Here is a 16,641-nt window from a genome sequence, read left to right as displayed (position 1 = left end):
CGGAAACTCTAACCAGTACGCAATTATTTGCGGGTAGGAAAAAGCAGCGGGAGAGAGGCGACCAGGACTCTTTACCTATAAAAATGGCCTACCCACCGGTAAGCCCTTTCTCATCCCCGCGTACGACTCAATCCCCCAACGCTTGCCCTTCACGCCGAGGATCGGCCCCGCCTGTCAGCGACGCTTTGCCTTGGGCGTCCTTGACCCGAACAATCGCCTGGGTGCCGCTGGTCATGTCGATTTCGCTCACGCTGTGCCCTTTGTCTTTCAGCGCCTGAATCAACGTCGGGCTGAACTGCCCCTGTTCCAGTTCAGTCGGGCCGTTGCGGCTGCCGAAGTTGGGCAGGTTGATGGCGGCTTGCGCATCGAGGTTCCAGTCGAGCAGGCCGATGGTGGATTTGGCCACGTATTCGATGATTTGCGAGCCGCCGGGGGAACCGACGGTGGCAAGGAATTCGCCGCTCTGGCGGTCGAAGATCAGGGTCGGGGCCATGGAGGAGCGCGGGCGTTTGCCGGGCTCGACGCGGTTGGCGACTTTTTGCCCGTTTTCCTCGGGGATGAACGAGAAGTCGGTCATCTCGTTGTTGAGCATGAAGCCCTGAACCATGATGTGCGAGCCGAACGCCGACTCGATGGTGGTGGTCATCGACACGGCACCGCCTGCATCATCGACGGCCACCACTTGCGAGGTGGAAATCCGCAGCGGCGAACGGTCCGGCGCATAGGCCACCCGGATGCCCGGCGGAGTGCCGGGTTTGGCCGTGCCCATGCTGCGTTCGCCAATCAGGGCGGCTCGACTGGCGAGGTAGGCCGGGTCGACCAGGCCCTTGACCGGCACGGGGACGAAGTCTGCGTCGGCTAAGTATTGTGCGCGGTCGGCGTAGGCCAGGCGTTCGGCCTCGGAAATCAGATGCACGGCTTGCGGATCGGGTTCGATGCCGGCCGGGGCCGTGGTCTTGACCGGTTTCAGCGGCGCCAGCGCCAGGCGCTTGTCGCGAGTCTCCAGGGCTTGCAGCGTGCCGAGGATCTGCGCCACGGCGATCCCGCCCGACGACGGCGGCGGCATGCCGCAGACCTGCCAGCGCTTGTAGTCGGTGCACAGCGGCGCGCGCTCCTTGGCCTGGTAGTTGGCGAGATCAGTCAGGGACAGGCTGCCGGGGTTGGCGTGTCCCTGAACCTTGGTCGCGATTTCCTCGGCGACCGGGCCTTTGTACAGGGCATCCGGGCCTTCATGGGCGATGCGTTTGAACACGGCGGCCAGTGCCGGGTTCTTCAAGTTTGTGCCGGCGGCTTTTGGGCTGCCATCGGCATTGCGAAAGTAAGCCATCATTTCCGCTGAACGCGGCATGGACGAATCCGCGGCGATCAACCGGTGCAGGCGTGGCGAAATGGCGAAGCCTTGCTCGGCGAGCTGGATGGCTGGTTCAAACAGCTGCGCCCAGGGCAGGCGTCCGTGTTTTTGATGGGCCAGTTCCAGGGCGCGCAGCACGCCGGGTGTGCCCACCGAGCGACCGCCAATCTGCGCCTGGGTGAACCCCATCGGTTGTCCGTTGGCTTGCAGGAAAAGCTTCTCGGTGGCGCCGGCCGGGGCGGTTTCACGTCCGTCGTAGGTGCGCACGACTTTGCCATCCCAGAGGACGATCAATGCACCGCCGCCGATGCCCGAAGACTGTGGCTCGACCAGCGTCAACACCGCTTGCATCGCAATCGCCGCGTCGATGGCCGAGCCGCCTCGGCGCAGCATCTCCCGCCCGGCTTCGGCCGCCAGCGGGTTGGCCGCCGCGGCCATGTATTTTTCGGCGTATTGAGTTTTCAGGTCGGTGCGGAAGCCGGACGCGCTTTCCGGTGCGAGCGGCAGCGTCGGCACCGAAGCGTTGTTGCATGCGGCCAGGGTCAAGGCACTGGCGAGCAGAACCAGGGCTGGCAAGCGATAGCGGCGTAAAGGGAAGGTTGAGAACACGTGGGGTACTCCGTCCGTTGGATCTACGATCAGCCGACTTTATCGGCCGACCGGGAGGGAAGCAAACCAGGTCCCACGGCACCGATGTTTTTGTCCTTCATCAATGGCAGGATTTTCTGTAGGGTCGTTGCCAACAGACAGGCCAGAAGATCAACAAGAGGCAGACATGCAAACCGAGTTCCCCACCCAGCCCGGCTATCGCACCCAGCGTGAACAATTCCTGGCCGCCGCGACCACGGCAGGCGCAACGCTGACGGAATATCCACACCCGCTCAAAGGACCGTTCGGCGAACCGCTGAGTACCGATGTGGCGGTGCTGGGGGATCCGGGCGCCAAGCGGCTGCTGATCGCGTTGAGCGGCACTCACGGGGTCGAAGGCTTCTATGGCTCGGGCTGCCAGATCAAATGGCTGCAGGAGTTGGGCAAGCGCTCCCTGCCAGCGGATGTCGCCGTGGTCATGATCCATGCCATCAACCCTTGGGGCATGGCGTGGTTGCGCCGGGTCAACGAAGACAACATCGACCTGAACCGCAATCACCTGGATTTCCAGCGACCGCTGCCAGACAACCAGGCCTACGACGCCCTGCATGAAATCTATGCCTGCCCGCAGTTGCACGGTCCGCAGCGTGATCGTGCCGATGCTTTGCTCGACGAGCAGATTCGCCTGCACGGCTGGCCGGCAGTCATGTCGATTGTCGAGGGTGGTCAGCATGCTCATCCCAACGGCCTGTTTTTCGGCGGGCTGGCGCCGAGCTGGTCGAACCGCACGTTGCACAAGGTCGTGCAAAAGCACGTGGCCCATGCCGAGGTCGCCATGTGTTTCGACTTGCACACGGGCGCTGGCGAGTACGGTCATCCGATGTTGTTGACCATCACCGAGTCCGCCTATCCGGCGTTGGCGGATGCGCAGGCGATTTATGGCCCGTGGCTCTACAGCCTGCAAACCGGCGCCGACACCCTGAGCGAAACCGGAGTGGCGGCAACGGCCACCGGCTACACCTCACAGGCATTGATCGACGCGCTGCCGCAGGTACGGTTGATGCCTTTCGTCATCGAGTGCGGTACGTACCCGGGGCCGGATGTTCACCGGCATCTGCGCGATGACCACTGGCTGCATCTGCATGGCAACCCGAATGACGCAACAGGGCGCGGGATCAAGCTGAGTCTGCTGGAGCAGTTCTATCCCGCCGACAGCGATTGGCAGGCGATGGTCTGGTTGCGGACGTGGCAGATCTGGGAGCGGGCGTTGTCCGCATTGCCGACGGCATAAAGTTCAGGGGGAAGCTGCAGGGTCAAGCTACTTTGTCTGGATGCAGTGTTTGGCTATCCATGGAAATCCGGACTGCGTCATGACGCCAGAACTCGCGATCGCAATCAAGAATCTGTCCATGCTGATCATAGTTGACGCGAATTATCATTAACAGCGGACTGCCTTCCGGCAGATTGAGATAATTCGCCACGCTGGCCTGCGCCGCGGTCGGGTAAATATCAAAAGTCGCGCGGCCGCAATGGATGTCATAGTGTTTTCGGTAAATCAATGTCAGCGACTGAGTCAGGTCCAGTTTCAATATGTCCGGGAAAAACTCTGGTTTCAGATAATGTTCAACAAACATCACGGGGCGCCCATCGACTGAGCGTAGACGGCGTATACAGTGCAGCCTGCTTAACGGCAGCACCGCCAACTTCAGGCATAACTCCGGGCTCGCCAATTCCGTACTGGTCGAAATGACCTGTGTGAGTGCCTTGCGCCCCTGGCTTTCGACCATCTGGTGGAACAGCGAATTTGTGAAGGGGTTGTACACCAGTCGGGGTGGGGTAACAAACCAGCCGCGCCTGCTTTCCCGATAGATCGATCCTTCCGCTTCCATTCTTTGCAGGGCTTCTCTGAGCGTGATGCGGGTTGTGGAAAACAGGTCGCTCAGCTCTCGTTCGGGAGGGAGCTTGCTACCGGACGCCAGAGTGCCATTGATGATTTGCGTTGCCAGGGCGTGATAGATGGTGGCAGCTTGGGTGGTTATTTTTTCTGTCACGGTGATGGTCTGGATGATTTTTGAGCGCTGATATTATCCCAGTTCATCATTTCATTACCTTTACTCGACTCAACTGACTCTCTTCGGGCACACCTCGCCCACTGTCCCTCTGACGATTGATCACCCGGAGCGGGTGCTCAGACCTTCGTCCGCGCCTGCACTCCGGTGCCGATTACCTTCGTTGTTTCCGGTCGTGCCGGGCAAGTGAATGAGGGTGGCATCGACAGACATTCCCTGGCGCAACGACAGCCCTGTTCTATCCCGGCCAGGTGCTTGACGCCTATTCAATTGCATTAGAGGGCTGAGTCGGAACGTCTCAAGTGTCACATTTCGGTCATTTCTTATGGGTAGCATCCAGTTTCCGCCCCAATCTGGTCTATACCACACGGCTATCCCATGAAAAAAATACTGATTACGAGTTTGCTTGCAGGTGCCTTGTCGATTGCAGTTTCCAGTGCGTACGCGCAGTCGGAGCTGGATGCTTTAGTCGCCGCAGCCAAAAAAGAAGGCGCGGTCAATAGTTTGGGCATGCCGGATAACTGGGCAAACTGGAAAGATACCTGGGCTCAGATCACGCAAACGTACGGCCTGGTACATCAGGACACCGACATGAGCTCGGGGCAGGAAATCGCAAAATTCGAAGCTGAAAAATCGAACGCATCAGGCGATATCGGTGACGTTGGCCAATCGTTCGGCCCGATTGCCGTCAGGAAGGGCGTTACCCAGGCCTACAAGCCGACCACCTGGGACGAAATTCCGGCTTGGGCCAAGGACGCAGACGGTCATTGGATGGTGGCTTACAGCGGGACCATTTCCTTCATCAGCAACAACAAACTGGTCAAAAATCCGCCTAAGAGCTGGGGCGATTTGCTCAAAGGCAACTACAAGGTGACGGTTGGCGAAGTGGGCGTCTCGGCGCAAGCCAATAGCGCTCTGCTGGCAGCGGCGATTGCCAATGGCGGCAACGAAAAGAACTTGCAGCCTGCGTATCAGTTATTTGCCGAACTGGCTAAACAAGGGCGGCTCTCCATGACCGATGCCAGTATCGCCAACATGGAAAAAGGTGAAGTGGAAGTTGCCCTGTTATGGGACTTCACGTCATTGAGCTATCGCGACAAGATCGATCCATCCCAGTTCACGGTATCCATTCCCACTGACGGTAGTGTGAGTGCCGGTTATTCAACCCTCATCAACAAATACGCACAGCATCCGAACGCCGCCAAACTGGCGCGTGAATACATTTTCAGCGATGCAGGCCAGATTAACCTGGCGCGTGGTTATGCGCGTCCGATTCGCAGCAACGTCGTCCTGCCACAGGATGTAAAGGACAAGATGCTGTCGGCTGAACAGTATCGCAACGCCAAACCGATCCAGGATTTCGCGGCATGGGAGACAACCACCAAGGCCATACCGCGGCAGTGGCAAGAACAAGTCATGATTTATAACAGGTAACTCCACCCGCGTTAGTTCGCTTCTAAAAACCTGCTGCGCGACTTGGGTCGTTCGCTGCGGTTTTTAGAAGTGAGCATTAGAGCAGAGAGCAGGGTAATGGTCGCACTAAGGATTGCGCCGGTCATATTTCGCGCTCGCTTATCAAAAACCATGTAACACGGAATGGCTAGCTGTATGACTTCTGCATCGAACCCGCTGGCAATACCAGTGACTCTCGACACCCGGCATCACCCACGCTTTCGCCACTGGCGGGCGGCGCTGGTTCTATTGCCCTTGTTATGTGTGTTGGCGCTGTTTTCACTGGCACCGACAGCCTGGCTGCTGATCAACAGTGTGCAGGTTGATGGCGCATGGTCGCTGGCGAATTTCAGTGAAATCCTGAATTCCCCGTTTTACCGGCAGGCCTTTGGTAACAGCCTTTGGGTTTCCGTCTGCTCCAGCTTGATCGGATTAGCCATCGCGCTGGTGGTCGCCGCTTCATTGAAGCGGGTGGATTGCGCGCTGCGCGACATGACGGTGGCATTCACCAATATGGCCAGCAATCTAAGTGGGGTGTCATTGGCATTCGCCTTCATTATCGTGATGGGAACTAATGGCGCCGTGACCTTGCTCTTGCGGCGATGGGGTTTGCTGGCTGATTTCAATTTATACACGCAGACCGGTCTGACGCTGATTTACAGCTATTTCCAAATACCGCTAGCGGTGTTGTTGCTCTATCCAGCCTTTGATGCGCTGCAAGATGATTGGCAAGAGGCAGCCTCTTTGCTGGGTGCCAGCCGTGCCAGTTACTGGCGTCTGGTTGCATTGCCGGTACTGCTGCCGGCGGTACTCGGCACTTTCATATTGTTGTTGGCTAATGCCATGGGGGCGTATGCCAGTGCGTATGCACTGATGACCTCCAACTACAACCTGGTCACCATCCGCATTTCCAGCCTGGTCGCCGGGGACATTTCTCTGGAACCGAATCTGGCGGCAGCACTGTCCGTGCTTCTGGTGGCGATGTTGGTGCTCGTGGCGATGGTCAATCAGCTCTTGATGAAGAGAAGCTACCATGCACACTAACCGTTATCACCAGTTCGTGCTGTATGGCGTGATGGCGCTACTCAGTGTCCCTGTTCTGGCGACCCTGGTGTATTCATTTTCCCAGCACTGGGGGGCAACCATATTGCCCGACGGGCTGACGTTCGACTGGTACCTCAAGTTGTGGCAAGAGCCGCGGTTCTTGAGTGCATTTAGCCACTCCCTGTTGATTGCACTGGGCACATTGGTCTTCAGCACAGTGGTCATCGTGCCTGCCGCATTTGTCGTGTTCCATTATTTCCCGAACCTGGATCGTTGGATGAACATCCTGATCCTGATCCAGTTCGCGGTGCCGCCTGTGGTCTCGTCAGTGGGCTTGTTACAGATTTATGCCGATGGCCCGCTTCCACTGATCGGTACGCCGTGGGTATTGATCGGGTGTTATTTCACGATTGTCCTGCCGTTCATGTACCGGGCACTCGCCAACGGTCTGCAAGGGCTGAACGTGCGTGACCTGATGGATGCGGCGCACCTGCTAGGGGCAAGCACTCCCGCCGCTTTTTTGCGGGTGATCTTGCCGAACATCCGCAAAGGCCTGATGGCCGCTTTGTTTCTCTCGTTCTCCTTCCTGCTGGGCGAGTTCGTGTTCGCCAACATATTGGTGGGCAGCCGTTACGAAACCTTGAACGTCTATCTCTATTCCGTGCGCTCCACCAGCGGCCATTTCATGAGTGCCGTGGTGATGAGCTATTTCATATTTACGCTGGGCGTGACCTGGATTGCCACCCGCTTGAGTCGATAGGACTGTGCGATGAATTATCTTGAAGTATCCAACTTGTCGAAATACTACGGCAAGGGCTCGGGCAAGACCCGCGTGTTTGACGACATCCATTTCAATATCAAGGAAGGCGAACTGGTGACCCTGCTCGGCCCCAGTGGCTGCGGCAAGTCGACCTTGTTGCGCTGCATCGCCGGTTTGACTGACGTCGATAGCGGTCAGATCCAGGTGGCGGGAAATAACATTACCCATGTTGCTCCGCAAAAACGTGGTATCGGCATGGTCTTTCAGAGCTATGCGTTGTTTCCGAATCTGACGGTGATGGGCAACATTGCCTTCGGCCTGAAAATGCAGGGCGTCAGTGTCGATGAAACCTTCCAGCGCGTGACCGAAGCAGTGCGCCTGGTTGAATTGCAGGGGCACGAAAACAAATTCGTGAGTCAGCTCTCCGGCGGCCAGCGTCAGCGTGTCGCCCTGGCGAGGGCATTGGTGGTGCGGCCACGCATCCTGTTGCTGGATGAACCACTGTCGGCACTGGATGCGCGCATCCGCAAGAACCTGCAGGAGGAGATCAGGCGGATTCAGTCGCAGCTGAAACTGACGACTATTTTCGTGACCCACGATCAGGAAGAAGCGCTGATGTTGTCCGACCGCATCATTGTCATGGATGGCGGTCGCATTGTGCAGGAAGGGAGCGCCGAGACAATCTACACCCGTCCCGCCAATGGTTTTGTCGCGCGCTTCATGGGTAGCTACAACCTGCTGGATGCCCGTCAGGCGGAACAACTGCTTGGCCTGCGCATACAAGGACAACTGGCAATCCGGCCGGAAGCGATCCATGTGGCGCAAGCCGGCCGCAGTTATGGCCCGCATCTGGGTGCGCCGTGCCGCGCCACGGTCCGTCACCATCAACTGCTCGGCAACGTCATTCGTTACCACGTCGATGCGCAAGGCTGCTCGTTGATGGTCGATATGCTCAATCGCAGTTCAGGTTCTTTACTGCCGGCAGGCGCGCCGCTCGATCTGCTGTTCAATCGTGAAGAACTGCAGGAGGTCGCATGACGGTTTTGGCTATTTTTGACCTGGACGAGACCCTTGTCGATTGCGATAGCTCCAGTCTCTGGCTGCGCTATCTGGTGCAACGTGGTGTGGCCGCAGCCGACATGCTGGTCACCGAGCAGGCGATGATGCAAGCCTATCATCTGGGCGAACTCTCCATGGCGCAGTACATGGACTTTACGCTCCAACCGTTGTCTGGAGTGGCCGTCAGCGAAGTGGAGCGATGGGCTGATGACTTTGTTTCCAGCATCATTGCTCCCCGCATATATCCAGCCGGACGTCGGCAAATCGAGTGGCATCGCCAACAGGGAAACCAGCTGTTGATCATCTCCGCGACGGCTGACTTTATCGTGCGCCGTGTCGCGGCCATGCTGGGCGTGGACGAGGTGATCGCCATCGAACTTGAACAGGAAGGTGGCAGCTTTACCGGCGCGACTAAAGGGATACTCAGTTTTCGGGAAGGCAAGGTGGAGCGCTTGCAGGCGTGGCTGAAGCACCATGGAAGCAACTTGCAAGGCAGCTATGGCTACAGTGACTCGGTGAATGATTTGCCGCTTTTACATGTGGTCCAGCATGCGTGTGTCGTCAACCCCGCACCAGCGTTGAAACAGGTCTCGGACCAGCATCAATGGCGACAGTATGACTGGCAGTTGGCGCAAGATGAGCACGGCGTCACGGGTTAATCCAGTCGCGCTTCAATGCATTATTGCGCCACAAGGCAGTGGACCCGCCGGTACCTCGGCTAACCCAGGATTTGTCATGGGCCGCCATGGGGACGTACTTCCAGGCAGAGGCCTTGTTCGTCATAAAGGCGGCAGGCCTTGTCCGGGTGCATGGAGTGAAAGAACAAATGCCCCAGACACAAGAAAGCCCGCACTAGGCGGGCTTCTTGAGGTTGTTTAGAGACTCATGGAGACATCTGTAAACAGGTACTTGGTGGCTACACAGGGACTTGAACCCCGGACCCCAGCATTATGAATGCTATGCTCTAACCAACTGAGCTATGTAGCCAAGTGGCGCGCATTATTCACCGGTAACGGGGATGCGTCAAGCACAAATCTAAAATATTTCTCTGCGCTTTCAACCGTTTATCAACTCTTTAGCAAAATCGACCCTCCGAGCAGGGGTGAAGGGCAGCGCTGGAACCAGCGGCTGGCCTGTTCGTACGCGTGCGCCAGTTGCAGGACAGCGAAGTCGGCCTGGTGTCTGCCGATGATTTGCAGGCCCATGGGCAGGCCGCTGGCGTTGAAACCGACCTGTACGTTAGCCACCGGGCAGCCGGACAAGGTGCCGGGAATCACCACCTCCATCCAGCGGTGATAGGTGTCCATGGTCACGCCTTCGATGGCGGCGGGCCACGGTCGGGTTTTATCGAACGGGAACACCTGGGCGCTGGGCAGCAGCAGGTAGTCGTATTTTTCGAATAGCCTGGAGATCGCCCGATACCAGTCGCTGCGCGTCACCGAGGCAGCAAACACATCGGTGGCCGAGAGTTTCAGGCCGTTCTCCACTTCCCAGCAGGCTTCCGGTTTCAACAGCCCACGTTTTTGCGGGTCGGCATAAGTCGCGCCCAACGAGCCGGCGACCATCCAGTGGCGCAACGTCCGCCAACTGCTCCACAGCTTCTCTGGCGTAGCCGAGTTGGTCGATAAACAGGTCGGCACTGTCATCGAAGGGCACGCGGACTTGGTGAAGCACAACCTGATCCACGTCGATGACGGCGAGTGGTGGAACCTGTGGTTCGCCGCCAACGACCTCGACATCCACCTCAATTCGGACATGCTCTACGTCAACAACGACCACGCATTGTCGGTGGCCGAAAGCGGGCAGGGCATTGCACTGGCCAACGAAGTACTGGTGCGCGAAGAACTCCATAGCGGCAAGCTGGTGCGGGTGGTGGACGCGCAGGTGAAGCTGGAAAGCTATCGGGTGCTGACGCCGTCCGCCGAGCTCTCGGCGGACGTGGCGTGGTTTATCGACTGGCTCAAGAGCGAACTGGAGCAGGACTTCCCGGAGGCGGTGATCCGCGCCTGAGAAGTCCTGGCGGACTCAACTCAAGCGGAAGCGCCCGGTGTTGGCGCTGAGGGCCTTGCTGCCGTGGCTCAAGGTGTCCGCCGCCTGGTTCACCGCGCGGGCACCTTCGAGCAAACGCACCGCCGCTTGATCGACCTGCTGGATATTGCCGCTGACCTCGTCGGCGGTACTGGCCTGTTCTTCCACCGCCGTGGCGATTTGCGCCAGGGTATCGGTGACGCTCTGCACCGCACTGGCGATTTCCCCGAGCCGTTCACCGAGGCCGGTAACCGCTTGTGCATCGCTTTCTGCCTGACTGCACGCGGCTTGCATCAGGCTGACGGCCTCATTCACGGTGTTGCGCAGGCTGTCGACCGTACCGGCAATCTGTGCGGTCGACGATTGCGTGCGTTGCGACAGGCTGCGCACTTCATCGGCCACCACCGCGAAGCCACGCCCTTGCTCACCCGCCCGAGCCGCCTCGATGGCGGCATTGAGTGCCAGCAGGTTGGTCTGCTCGGCGACGCCGCGAATGGTGTCGACCACCAGTTGAATCTGCTGTCCCTGCTCGCTGACTCGGCCCAGCGCCGCAGCGGTCTCGTTCAGGCGTTGATTGAGTTGCTGGATGCTCGCAGTGGTGCGCTGGCTATCACGGCTGCTGTCGGCGGCAATGCGCCGGGTGTGTTGCGCGCTGCCTGACGCCTGTTCGCAACTGTGGGCCACCCCTTGGGAGGTGGCGGCCAGTTGCGTCGCCGCAGCGGCAATCTGGCTGATCTGCAACTGCTGGGCTTCGACTTCGCCCAGGGCGTCGCTGGAATGATGATTGAGGGTTTGCACCGCGTTGCTCAGTTGCAGGGTTTCATGATCCACCCCTTGCAGGCTGGTGCGCAGTTGCACCACGGCGACGTTCAGCGCGGTGCTGATGACCGCCAGTTCGTCCCGACCCTGAACCGGCACTTGCAGGCTCAGATTGCCATCGCGCAAGGCCTCGGCCAGCACCGTGATGCCGCTGGCGCTGCGGCGGATCGAGGCCTGCAAACAGATGAACAGATACAGCGCGGCCAACAGCAGGCAGCCCAACACGGCGGCCACCACAATGAACTGGCGGATCGCCGAGTCGTGGTAGTAATCCAAACGTTGATCCAGCGACACCAGCGACTGTTGGCGCAACGCGGCGAGGTCGGAGAGCAGGGCATCGATACTGCGTTCGAAGTCCTCCGGCTTGAGGTTGATGCTGCCGCCGAACACGCCGTCATCCAGCACCTTCAGGCCCGCATCGAGGCGCTTGAGGCTGTCATGGTATTGCCCGGCCCAGGTTTGCAGGGCGCTGGGTAAGCGCGCTTCGAGCAGGCCTGCGGTTTTCACCAGCTGCTCGCGCGCATCGCCGATGCGGCTGCGCAGGTCGCGCAGTTGCAGGCGGCTTTGCAGGGTGAACTGTCCGGACACCACCGAGGCCTGGCCCACCGCCGCCAGACGACCGACCCGTTCGATCAGGTCCGGTGCATGCTGGGTGGAAATCTGCGTCAGCAAATAAGTCTCCAGCCACGGTGCCAGCGTCAGGCGATTGTCCATGGCGATCTGCTCGCGCAAGGCTTGCAGGGCGCTCAAGGCGTTGGTGAAGCGATCGTAGCCATCGGGCCACCAGCCGACATTGCTCAGGCTTTTTGAATCGAGGCCATCGAGGGCGGTTCGCAGGGCCTGGTAACGCGACAGGGTTTCACCCTCGGCACTTTCTTTTTGCAGGGCATTGCCCAACTCGGCAGTGGCCTGGCTGACGGCGGGCTGAACCGCATCGAAGGCGGCCATCGCGGCGAGGGTGGCCGGCGTTGGCTGGCGATTGGTTTCCGTGGCGCGCCATCGGGCGGCGCGATCACGCTGGGCAGCGAGCAGGTCATCCAGCGCATCGAGCGCAAGCAGTTGCCGCACCCCGGCGCGTTCGCCGGCGATCAGGCTGAGTTTGTCGCGATAGTCCTGGCCGATCATCCACAGGCTGCCAGCCAGCGGCAGGATAAACAGCAGAAACAACAGCTGGAATTTACGTGCGAAGCCAAAACGCCCCAGCAGCCCGATCCCCGGTGATAAAAAAGCCTGCATGCCCCATGACTCCTCTGGACACCACGCCCCATTGGCGTGCGTCGGAGGTTGTCGCACCTCCGACTCGTGCCCTCTAAAAAGGCCTCGAAAGTTCACCCTTGTCCGCTCTGTAGGCCGACTCTGTAGCGAAACTTCCCATTGTCGGTCTCCTTTGTAAGGAAGCCGCGTTCAAGCCGACAAGGAAGGCAAGATTCAGACCATGGCTTTGCGCCATCAAGGTTGTGGTGATGAAAAATCGAAGTCGTTAGCAGGCTAAGGGGATGGCGTTGCTGCACTGAAAAATGGCACATTGACGCACCTGCACGTTTGTACCTCCTGTTGTCAGGAAACTCCCATGGCTATCAGCAACGCCCAGTCCGGCTCAGTGCCGGCGTCCGCTACGCCGCAAAGCAGTCCTCTGGTGATGCGCATCATCGGCGCGGTAGCGCTGGCGCACTTGATCAACGACCTGATCCAGTCGGTGCTACCGTCGATCTATCCGATGCTCAAGGCCAACTATGGCCTGACCTTCACCCAGGTCGGCCTGATCACCCTGACGTTCCAGTTGACGGCCTCGCTGCTGCAGCCGTGGGTCGGTTATTACACCGACCGCCATCCCAAGCCGTGGTTGTTGCCGGCGGGGACGGTCTGCACCCTGGTCGGCATTCTGATGATGTCGGTGGTCGCCAGTTTCCCGCTAATCCTGTTGGCGGCGGGGCTGATCGGCATCGGTTCATCGACCTTCCACCCGGAAGCGTCCCGTGTGGCGCGCCTGGCTTCGGGCGGGCGCTTCGGGTTGGCGCAATCGACCTTCCAGGTCGGCGGTAACGCAGGCTCGGCGTTCGGCCCGTTGCTGGCGGCGGCGATTATCATTCCCTACGGTCAAGGGCAGGTGGCGTGGTTCGGCCTGTTCGCGGTGTTTGCGCTGTTCGTGCTCTACCGGATCAGCCGCTGGTACGCCAACCACTTGAACCTGTTCAAGCTCAAGCAAGGCCAGGTGGCGACCCACGGTCTGTCCAAGGGCCGAGTGACCAGTGCGCTGGTGGTACTCGGGTTGCTGGTGTTCTCCAAGTATTTCTACATGTCGAGCCTCACCAGCTACTTCACCTTCTACCTGATCGAGAAGTTCGACCTGTCGGTGGCCAGTTCGCAGTTGCACCTGTTCCTGTTTCTCGGCGCGGTCGCGGCGGGGACATTCTTCGGCGGGCCGATCGGCGACAAGATCGGACGCAAGGCGGTGATCTGGTTCTCGATCCTCGGCGTTGCGCCCTTCACATTGCTGCTGCCCCATGTCGACCTGTTCTGGACCAGCATCCTCAGTGTCGTCATCGGCTTCATCCTCGCCTCGGCGTTCTCGGCCATCGTGGTGTACGCCCAGGAGTTGGTGCCGGGCAATGTCGGGATGATCGCCGGGGTGTTCTTCGGCTTGATGTTCGGCTTCGGCGGGATTGGCGCGGCGTTACTCGGGCATCTGGCCGACATTCACGGCATCGAGTACGTGTATTACCTGTGTTCGTTCCTGCCGTTGTTCGGGGTGTTGGCGATCTTCCTGCCGCGTACCAAAAAGGCCTGAGCCGACACAAATCCCCCTGTGGGAGCGGGCTTGCTCGCGAAGAGGGCGTGTCAGTCAGTACAACTGTAAATGACACACCGCCTTCGCGAGCAAGCCCGCTCCCACAGGGGTTCGGTGGTGTGGCGGATGATTGTTTCAGGCACAAAAAAGCCGCGTATCAAACGCGGCTTTTTGTTGGGCGTGTGGCTTAGACGTTAAAGCGGAAGTGCATCACGTCGCCGTCTTTGACGATGTAGTCCTTGCCTTCCAGGCGCCATTTACCGGCTTCCTTGGTACCGGCTTCGCCCTTGTACTGGATGAAGTCGTTGTAGGCGATCACTTCGGCGCGGATGAAGCCTTTTTCGAAGTCGGTGTGGATCACGCCAGCGGCTTGAGGTGCGGTGGCACCAACGCGGACGGTCCAGGCGCGGACTTCTTCGACACCGGCGGTGAAGTAGGTCTGCAGGTGCAGCATTTCGTAGCCGGCGCGGATCACGCGGTTCAGGCCAGGCTCGTCGAGGCCCAGGGCTTCAAGGAACATGTCTTTCTCTTCGTCGTCATCGAGTTCGGCGATTTCCGCTTCGATCTTGTTGCAGACCGGTACAACCACGGCGCCTTCTTCTTCGGCGATGGCGCGTACAACGTCCAGGTGCGGGTTGTTCTCGAAACCGTCTTCAGCGACGTTGGCGATGTACATGACCGGTTTGGTGGTCAGCAGGTGGAAGCCCTTGATCACCGCTTTTTCGTCGGTGCCCATGTTCTTCATCAGGCTGCGCGCTGGCTTGCCTTCGGTGAAGTGAGCGATCAGTTGCTCCAGTAGGCCTTTCTGGACCACTGCGTCCTTGTCACCGCCCTTGGCATTGCGCGCGACTTTCTGCAGTTGCTTCTCGCAGCTGTCGAGGTCGGCGAAGATCAGTTCCAGCTCGATGATTTCGATGTCGCGTTTCGGGTCGACGCTGTTGGAGACGTGAATCACGTTCTCGTCTTCGAAGCAGCGGACCACGTGGGCGATGGCATCGGTTTCACGGATGTTGGCCAAAAACTTGTTGCCCAGGCCTTCACCTTTCGACGCACCGGCAACCAGGCCGGCGATGTCGACGAACTCCATGGTGGTCGGCAGGATGCGCTTTGGATTGACGATGGCCGCCAAGGCATCCAGGCGCGGATCCGGCATCGGCACGATACCGCTGTTGGGTTCGATGGTGCAGAAGGGGAAGTTTTCGGCCGCGATACCGGATTTGGTCAGGGCGTTGAACAGGGTGGACTTGCCGACGTTAGGCAGGCCGACGATGCCGCAATTGAATCCCATGGTGTTTCCCCTCGGATAAGAGTCAGGCCTTCTGGCTGTGCAGGTTTTTCATCGCGCGGTTCCATTCCCCGGCGAGGATATCCGGCAGCACGCCGAGGGCAAAGTCGATGCTGGCATCGAGTTTTTCCTGTTCGGCGCGTGGCGCACGACCCAGGACGAAATTTGAAACCATACTGGCAACGCCCGGGTGGCCAATGCCAAGCCGCAAGCGATGAAAGGTATTCTGATTGCCCAGTTGCGCAATGATGTCGCGCAACCCGTTGTGACCGCCATGGCCGCCGCCTTGCTTGAGCTTGGCAACGCCGGGTGGCAGGTCGAGTTCGTCGTGCGCCACGAGGATTTCTTCAGGCTTGATGCGGAAGAAACCGGCGAGTGCCGCTACGGCCTGGCCGCTGCGGTTCATGTACGTGGTGGGAATCAGCAGACGAACATCCTGACCCTGATGCGAATAGCGCCCGGTCAGGCCGAAATATTTGCGGTCCGCCACAAGGTTCACACCTTGTGCGTTCGCGATGCGCTCAACAAAAAGGGCCCCTGCGTTATGCCGGGTCTGTTCGTATTCAGCGCCTGGATTTCCCAGGCCAACGATCAGTTTGATGGCAGTCACGATAGGGGCCCTTCATTGGAGTGGTGGATAACATCGCCGCAATCAGGGAAAGCGGCGAAAGTGGACGAAAATTGCTCATTTACCATGATGTAAACTCCGCGTTCTCGCCCGCTTTCTCGCTATGCTCTAGTCCGCGATGTTTCCGGTCACTCCGGCGTACAGAGTAAAATTACTCTGCAGCGCCTTCTGCAGCTTCTGGAGCAACACGTGGAGCGTGGACGTTGGCAACAGCCTTGTCATCGCCGTGTGCCAGGGCCACGAACTCAACGCCTTTAGGCGCCTTGAGGTCCGACAGGTGAATGATCGAACCGATTTCAGCGTTAGCCAGGTCGACTTCGATGAACTCAGGCAGATCTTTCGGCAGGCAGGAAACTTCGATCTCGGCAACAACGTGCGAGATTTCGCCGCCTTTCTTGGTCGGTGCTTCTTCGTTGATGAAGTGCACTGGAACGATAGCGGTCAGTTTCTGGCCAGCGACTACGCGTACGAAGTCAGCGTGCATCACGTGGCCTTTGGCCGGGTGACGCTGCAGGGCTTTGATCACGACGTTCTGCTTGGTGCCACCAACGTTCAGCTCGATGATGTGGCTGTAAGCCGCTTCGTTTTCGAGCAGTTTGGCAACTTCTTTGGCCAGCATGCTGATGGATTCAGGGGCTTTTTCGCCACCGTAAACTACAGCTGGAACCAGGCTTGCGAGACGACGCAGGCGGCGGCTCGCACCTTTCCCCAGGTCGGAACGCACTTCAGCATTCAGGGTAAAATCGTTCATGTTGTATCTCCAAAATAAC

At 59.1% G+C, this 16,641-nt stretch carries 13 protein-coding genes, 1 tRNA gene and 2 pseudogenes; 8 read left to right on the top strand and 8 right to left on the bottom strand.

Annotated features, from left to right (window positions below):
- Window positions 1-127: 127 nt before the first annotated feature.
- The gene (ggt, locus tag AC3IT6_RS24660; protein ID WP_489353403.1) at window positions 128-1,960 is read right to left on the bottom strand and encodes a gamma-glutamyltransferase; all 1,833 of its coding nucleotides are present in this window, start codon (window positions 1,958-1,960) and stop codon (window positions 128-130) included.
- Window positions 1,961-2,126: 166 nt separating this feature from the next.
- Between ggt and AC3IT6_RS24655 the strand changes: the two genes are divergently transcribed.
- A complete protein-coding gene (locus AC3IT6_RS24655; protein ID WP_489353401.1) occupies window positions 2,127-3,230 on the top strand; it encodes a DUF2817 domain-containing protein in 1,104 nt (367 codons plus the stop codon).
- Between the two features lie 22 nt (window positions 3,231-3,252).
- On the opposite strand, the gene AC3IT6_RS24650 is transcribed toward AC3IT6_RS24655, so the two are convergent.
- A complete protein-coding gene (locus AC3IT6_RS24650) occupies window positions 3,253-3,990 on the bottom strand; it encodes a UTRA domain-containing protein (protein WP_223442553.1) in 738 nt (245 codons plus the stop codon).
- Window positions 3,991-4,386: 396 nt separating this feature from the next.
- On the opposite strand from AC3IT6_RS24650, the gene AC3IT6_RS24645 reads away from it, so the two are divergent.
- The 5 genes from AC3IT6_RS24645 to AC3IT6_RS24625 all read left to right on the top strand — a co-directional run bounded on the left by AC3IT6_RS24645 (window position 4,387) and on the right by AC3IT6_RS24625 (window position 8,982).
- Window positions 4,387-5,442, top strand: a complete 1,056-nt coding sequence (locus AC3IT6_RS24645; protein WP_489353398.1) for an ABC transporter substrate-binding protein — start codon at window positions 4,387-4,389, stop codon at window positions 5,440-5,442.
- Window positions 5,443-5,616: 174 nt separating this feature from the next.
- The gene (locus AC3IT6_RS24640; RefSeq protein ID WP_458370461.1) at window positions 5,617-6,504 is read left to right on the top strand and encodes an ABC transporter permease; all 888 of its coding nucleotides are present in this window, start codon (window positions 5,617-5,619) and stop codon (window positions 6,502-6,504) included.
- Window positions 6,494-7,264, top strand: coding sequence for an ABC transporter permease (locus tag AC3IT6_RS24635; protein ID WP_223442545.1), 771 nt, complete (start codon window positions 6,494-6,496; stop codon window positions 7,262-7,264). The genes AC3IT6_RS24640 and AC3IT6_RS24635 overlap by 11 nt, the downstream gene beginning before the upstream one ends.
- Before the next feature lie 9 nt (window positions 7,265-7,273).
- Window positions 7,274-8,302, top strand: a complete 1,029-nt coding sequence (locus AC3IT6_RS24630) for an ABC transporter ATP-binding protein (protein ID WP_458370460.1) — start codon at window positions 7,274-7,276, stop codon at window positions 8,300-8,302.
- The gene (locus AC3IT6_RS24625) at window positions 8,299-8,982 is read left to right on the top strand and encodes an HAD family hydrolase (protein WP_223442539.1); all 684 of its coding nucleotides are present in this window, start codon (window positions 8,299-8,301) and stop codon (window positions 8,980-8,982) included. The genes AC3IT6_RS24630 and AC3IT6_RS24625 overlap by 4 nt, the downstream gene beginning before the upstream one ends.
- Before the next feature lie 251 nt (window positions 8,983-9,233).
- Here the strand turns inward: AC3IT6_RS24625 and AC3IT6_RS24620 are convergent.
- Window positions 9,234-9,310, bottom strand: a tRNA-Met gene (locus tag AC3IT6_RS24620).
- Window positions 9,311-9,390: 80 nt separating this feature from the next.
- Window positions 9,391-9,930 (bottom strand): annotated as a pseudogene (locus AC3IT6_RS24615) (amidase family protein); the annotation flags it as partial.
- A gap of 49 nt (window positions 9,931-9,979) precedes the next feature.
- Here AC3IT6_RS24615 and AC3IT6_RS24610 point away from each other — a divergent pair.
- Window positions 9,980-10,333, top strand: a pseudogene (locus AC3IT6_RS24610) (LysR substrate-binding domain-containing protein); the annotation flags it as partial.
- 15 nt (window positions 10,334-10,348) lie between these two features.
- Here the strand turns inward: AC3IT6_RS24610 and AC3IT6_RS24605 are convergent.
- On the bottom strand, window positions 10,349-12,406 hold the full coding sequence (locus tag AC3IT6_RS24605; protein ID WP_489353394.1) for a methyl-accepting chemotaxis protein: 2,058 nt from the start codon (window positions 12,404-12,406) through the stop codon (window positions 10,349-10,351).
- Window positions 12,407-12,740: 334 nt separating this feature from the next.
- On the opposite strand from AC3IT6_RS24605, the gene AC3IT6_RS24600 reads away from it, so the two are divergent.
- A complete protein-coding gene (locus AC3IT6_RS24600) occupies window positions 12,741-13,958 on the top strand; it encodes an MFS transporter (RefSeq protein ID WP_489353392.1) in 1,218 nt (405 codons plus the stop codon).
- Window positions 13,959-14,145: 187 nt separating this feature from the next.
- On the opposite strand, the gene ychF is transcribed toward AC3IT6_RS24600, so the two are convergent.
- The 3 genes from ychF to AC3IT6_RS24585 form a co-directional block, all read right to left on the bottom strand.
- The gene (gene ychF / locus AC3IT6_RS24595; RefSeq protein WP_489353390.1) at window positions 14,146-15,246 is read right to left on the bottom strand and encodes a redox-regulated ATPase YchF; all 1,101 of its coding nucleotides are present in this window, start codon (window positions 15,244-15,246) and stop codon (window positions 14,146-14,148) included.
- A 22-nt stretch (window positions 15,247-15,268) separates the two neighbouring features.
- The gene (gene pth / locus AC3IT6_RS24590) at window positions 15,269-15,853 is read right to left on the bottom strand and encodes an aminoacyl-tRNA hydrolase (protein ID WP_046030136.1); all 585 of its coding nucleotides are present in this window, start codon (window positions 15,851-15,853) and stop codon (window positions 15,269-15,271) included.
- Between the two features lie 169 nt (window positions 15,854-16,022).
- Entirely contained in the window at window positions 16,023-16,622 is a 600-nt protein-coding gene (locus AC3IT6_RS24585) for a 50S ribosomal protein L25/general stress protein Ctc (RefSeq protein WP_008046051.1), read from the bottom strand.
- Between the last annotated feature and the right edge of the window lie 19 nt (window positions 16,623-16,641).

The sequence above is a fragment of the Pseudomonas sp. KH_017 genome (genome assembly GCF_057840285.1).
The sequence above is the reverse complement of the archived record's forward strand: the minus strand, read 5'-3'. Positions and strand labels throughout refer to the sequence as shown.